The organism is Pseudomonas sp. SG-MS2 (genome assembly GCF_009933855.1).
GTDB classification, from domain to species: Bacteria; Pseudomonadota; Gammaproteobacteria; order Pseudomonadales; family Pseudomonadaceae; genus Aquipseudomonas; species Aquipseudomonas putida_E.
On sequence record NZ_MOMO01000212.1, the window covers coordinates 1 to 4,014 of the forward strand.

General features: G+C 65.6%; 5 protein-coding genes and 1 pseudogene. 1 reads left to right on the forward strand and 5 read right to left on the reverse strand.

Annotated features, from left to right (window positions below):
- Positions 1-689: pseudogene (locus tag BLX42_RS17540) on the forward strand (ribonuclease E); the annotation flags it as partial.
- Between the two features lie 81 nt (positions 690-770).
- Here BLX42_RS17540 and murB read toward each other — a convergent pair.
- From murB to lpxK, 5 genes are all read right to left on the reverse strand, one after another.
- Positions 771-1,790 (reverse strand): UDP-N-acetylmuramate dehydrogenase, encoded by a 1,020-nt coding sequence (gene murB / locus BLX42_RS17545; RefSeq protein WP_161872273.1) that lies wholly within the window; start codon positions 1,788-1,790, stop codon positions 771-773.
- A complete protein-coding gene (locus tag BLX42_RS17550; protein WP_161872274.1) occupies positions 1,787-2,251 on the reverse strand; it encodes a low molecular weight protein-tyrosine-phosphatase in 465 nt (154 codons plus the stop codon). The genes murB and BLX42_RS17550 overlap by 4 nt, the downstream gene beginning before the upstream one ends.
- Positions 2,251-3,015 carry a 3-deoxy-manno-octulosonate cytidylyltransferase gene (kdsB, locus tag BLX42_RS17555; protein ID WP_046786568.1) on the reverse strand — a complete coding sequence of 255 codons (765 nt, stop codon included), beginning with the start codon at positions 3,013-3,015 and terminating at the stop codon, positions 2,251-2,253. The genes BLX42_RS17550 and kdsB overlap by 1 nt, the downstream gene beginning before the upstream one ends.
- Positions 3,012-3,197 (reverse strand): Trm112 family protein, encoded by a 186-nt coding sequence (locus BLX42_RS17560; RefSeq protein ID WP_003247142.1) that lies wholly within the window; start codon positions 3,195-3,197, stop codon positions 3,012-3,014. The genes kdsB and BLX42_RS17560 overlap by 4 nt, the downstream gene beginning before the upstream one ends.
- Positions 3,198-3,241: 44 nt before the next feature.
- Positions 3,242-4,014, reverse strand: a 773-nt coding sequence (gene lpxK, locus BLX42_RS17565) for a tetraacyldisaccharide 4'-kinase (protein WP_161872275.1), incomplete at its 5' end; no start/stop codon positions are given.

Sequence of the window (4,014 nt, forward strand, 5' to 3'; positions counted from 1 at the left end):
CTGCTGGTCTGGCCGTCACCGCCGCTGTCGCCAGCAGCAACATTAGTGCCGACGCCGAAGCGCAAGCCAACCAGCAGGCTGAACGCGCCAGTGCCGAAGCCGCGACCACCGACAACAGCGAAGTCGCTCAGCCGGCCGAGCAGGTCGAAGCCGTCGCCAAGGCCGAGGAAGTCGCCATTGCACCTGTGGTCGAGCAGCCGCTCAGCGAGCCGGTCGCCGCGGTCCAAGCCAGTGCCGAGCCTGTGGTTGAAGTTGCGCCTGAGCCGGTAGTCGAACAGGCCCCTGCGGTCGAGCCGGTAGTGGTTGCCGAGGCGCCTGTAGAGGCACCTGTCGAAGCACCGGCCATCGAAGCAGGTGAAGCAGAGAAAGCCCAGGTCGCCGCTGAACAAGCGCCGACGGCCGAGCTGCCTTCTGCTGTCGTCGAAACCCAGCCAGAAGTGGCTGCCGAGCCTGTAGCAACCGTAGTTGAAGCAGCACCTGTAGTCGCCGAGCCTGCCCCGGTAGAAGCACCGGCAGCGGTCGAAGCGGCCACCGTCATGCTGCCTAACGGCCGCGCCCCTAACGACCCACGCGAAGTGCGTCGTCGCAAGCGTGAGGCCGAAGCGGCAGCCAAGGCTGCGCAGGAAGCGGCCGCTGCTGGCACGCCAGCGCTGGAGACCGCCGATGAGCACAAGCCTCATCACGGTTGATAGCCACGGCTGAATGAAAAAGCCCCGCCAGTGTGAACTGGCGGGGCTTTTTCTTGGCCGTTTGTCGTGCCTGCACCGGCCTCAGTACAGGTTGGGCTCCATCTCCAGCTCAACCCCGAACCGCGCCAGGATATCCGCCTGGATGCGCTGCGCCAGGCCATGCAACTGCGCCCCGCTCGCCTGGCCATAATTGACCAGCACCAGCGACTGCAAGCGGTGCACGCCGGCATCGCCATCCCGATAACCCTTCCAGCCGGCCTGCTCGATCAACCAGCCTGCGGCCAGCTTCACCTGCCCGTCAGCCTGGGGATAAGCCACCACTCCTGGAAACTCAGCGCGGATGCGCGCCACCTGTTCGACGGCAACGACCGGGTTCTTGAAAAAGCTGCCGGCATTGCCCAACTCTGCCGGGTCGGGCAGCTTCTCGCGGCGAATGCTGCAAATAGCGTCGCTGATCGCCTGCGCCGTCGGCTCCTGCACGCCCTGCTCGGCCAGACGCTGACGCACCGGGCCGTAATCCAGATGGGCCTGCAGCCGGTGGCTCAGGGCAAAACGCACCCGCAGGATCAACCAACGCCCAGGGTTACGCTTGAACAGGCTGTCGCGGTAACCGAAGGCGCATTCCTCAAGCCCGAAGTCACGCAGCTCGCCCGTCTGCCGGTCCAGTGCCGTCAACCCGGCGAACACATCCTTGATCTCCACCCCATAGGCACCCACATTCTGCATTGGCGCCGCGCCCACCGTGCCCGGGATAAGGCTGAGGTTTTCAAGGCCACAAAGACCTTGCTGCAACGACCATTGCACGAAGGGATGCCAGGGCTCACCCGCCTCGGCCTCCACCAGCACACGCCCCGCGTCATCGCCAAGGACGTGGCGGCCACGGCTGGCCATGTGCAGCACCAGCGCGTCGACATCACGGGTCAGCAGCACGTTGCTGCCGCCGCCGATCACCATCACCGCAAGCCCTCGCTGGCGCGCTTGCGCCAGGGCCTCGCGCACCTCATCGTCGGTATGTACCTGGGCGAAGTAGCGGGCTTTAACATCGATGCCGAAGGTGTTGTAAGACTTGAGCGAAACCTGCTCCTGCCAGTGCGCCGTCATAACCGCCCCTTGATTTCGACAACCAGCTCACGGCAGGCCGCCTCGATCAGGTCCAGCACCTGCTCGAAGCCCTCTGCACCGCCGTAGTAAGGGTCCGGCACTTCATCCACAGCCGCCTCATAGCGGCGCAGGAACAGGTCCAGCTCGCCAGTCGCATTGTGCGGACGCATGGCGCGCAAGTGGCCCAGGTTGCTTTCATCCATGGCCAGAATCAGGTCGTACTCGGCAAAGTGCTCAGCCTTGACTTGCTGGGCACGCTGTTGCGACAGGTCGTACCCCCGCGCCAATGCGGCCTTGCAGGTGCGGCTGTCAGGCCCCTTGCCCACGTGCCAGTCACCGGTACCAGCAGAGGCCACGTGAACCTGCCCAGCCAGGCCTGCGGCCTGCAACTGATGACGCAGCACACCTTCGGCGGTGGGCGACCGGCAGATATTGCCCAGGCAAACGAACAGGACGCGCATCAGGCCTCCAGCAAGCGCCGCACGCGCTCGAGGTCTTGTGCAGTATCGACACCCACTGCTGGCGCCTCGATGGCGTCCGCCACATGAATACGCACGCCATGCCACAGCGCACGCAGCTGCTCAAGCGCCTCGGTCTGCTCGAGCCAGCACGGGCCCCAGCTGACGAAGTCCTGAAGGAAACCGACGCGGTAGGCGTACATGCCGATATGGCGACGGTAAGGCACGCCCTGCGGCAGTTGATCGCGGTCCTTGGCGAAAGCGTCACGCGCCCACGGCAGCGGCGCACGGCTGAAGCTCAAGGCCAGGCCGTTCTTGTCGCTGACCACCTTGACCGCATTGGGGTTGAACACGGTTTCGGGGTCGTGGATCGGCTCGGCCAGGGTCGCAATACCTGCCTCCGGATGCGCCGCCAGGTTGGCTGCGACCTGATCGATGATCACCGGCGGAATAAGCGGCTCGTCACCCTGGACGTTGACCACGATGGCGTCGGCAGGCAGGCCAAGCTGCGCAGCCACTTCAGCCAGGCGGTCGGTACCCGACTCATGGTCGGCGCGGGTCATCAGCACTTCGGCGCCAAAGGCCTGACAAGCCTCGACGATACCGGCGTCGTCGGTGGCGATGACCACACGGCCGGCACCGCTCTTGCGCGCCTGCTCCCAGACATGCTGAACCATCGGCTTGCCGGCGATCAGCAGCAACGGCTTGCCCGGCAGGCGCGTCGAGCGCAGACGGGCGGGAATGACCACGGTGAAGTTCAGGCTCATTTGTCCAGACGCTCGTCGTCGGTCAGGGTACGCGCCTCGCTTTCCAGCATCACCGGGATGCCATCGCGAATCGGATAGGCCAGGCCTGCGCCCTTGCTGATCAGCTCGGTCTTGTCAGCGCTGAGCTTGAGCGGGCCCTTGGTGATCGGGCAGGCCAGGATGTCGAGCAGTTTGGTGTCCATGGAAGCGTCCTTGAGGCCAGATGGCCGGAAATTGAAAAACGGGCTCAGGGCGTTCGATGCCCAGGCAGCAAGCGTTGCAGCTGGCTGTCGAACCAGTCGCAGAAGGCCGACGTAGGCAGGGCCTCCACGGCCAGGTACCACCAGTCATCGGCAGCGAAGGCCCGGCACTTCACCGCATCCTTCTCGGTCATCACCAACGGCAGCGGCGGGCTGAAAGCCAGGCTCTGAGCGCTGAACTGGGCGTGGTCGGCGAACGGATGCGGCACCGGCTGCCAGTTTAGCCCCAGCAGGGTATTGAAGAAACGTTGCGGGTTGCCGATGCCGGCTACCGCATGCAGGCGCTGGCCCGCCGGGAAGAAGTCGAGCGCGCGGCGCTCGCCACTGCGCAGGTTGACCAGCGCACTGGGTTGCAGACGAAAGGCGAAGCCCTCCGGGCGGTCGGCGCTGGCGCCGTTGAACAGCACCGCATCAGCCTCTTGCAGGCGCTCGGCAGGCTCGCGCAGGGGCCCGGCCGGCAAGCAGCGGCCATTGCCCAGGCCACGCGCAGCGTCGATCAGCACCAGTTCCAGGTCGCGCGCCAGGCGGTAATGCTGCATACCGTCGTCACACAGGATCAGGTCCAACGGCTCGCTGGCCAGCAATGCCTGCACGGCGCGGGAGCGGTCGGGGTCGATCATCAGCGGCACACCCGTGCGCTGAACGATCAGCAACGGTTCATCGCCGGCCTTCTCGGCACTCTGCGAGGCTTCGACACGCCAGGGCAGGCGAGGCGGTTCTGCACCGTAACCGCGGCTGACCACCCCCACCTTCAGCCCTT

Excerpts from the sequence above, each read along its gene's own strand:
- BLX42_RS17550 (WP_161872274.1), bottom strand. The coding sequence starts at position 2,251 with ATGCGCGTCCTGTTCGTTTGCCTGGGCAATATCTGCCGGTCGCCCACC.
- kdsB (WP_046786568.1), bottom strand. The coding sequence starts at position 3,015 with ATGAGCCTGAACTTCACCGTGGTCATTCCCGCCCGTCTGCGCTCGACG.
- murB (WP_161872273.1), bottom strand. The coding sequence starts at position 1,790 with ATGACGGCGCACTGGCAGGAGCAGGTTTCGCTCAAGTCTTACAACACC.
- BLX42_RS17560 (WP_003247142.1), bottom strand. The coding sequence starts at position 3,197 with ATGGACACCAAACTGCTCGACATCCTGGCCTGCCCGATCACCAAGGGC.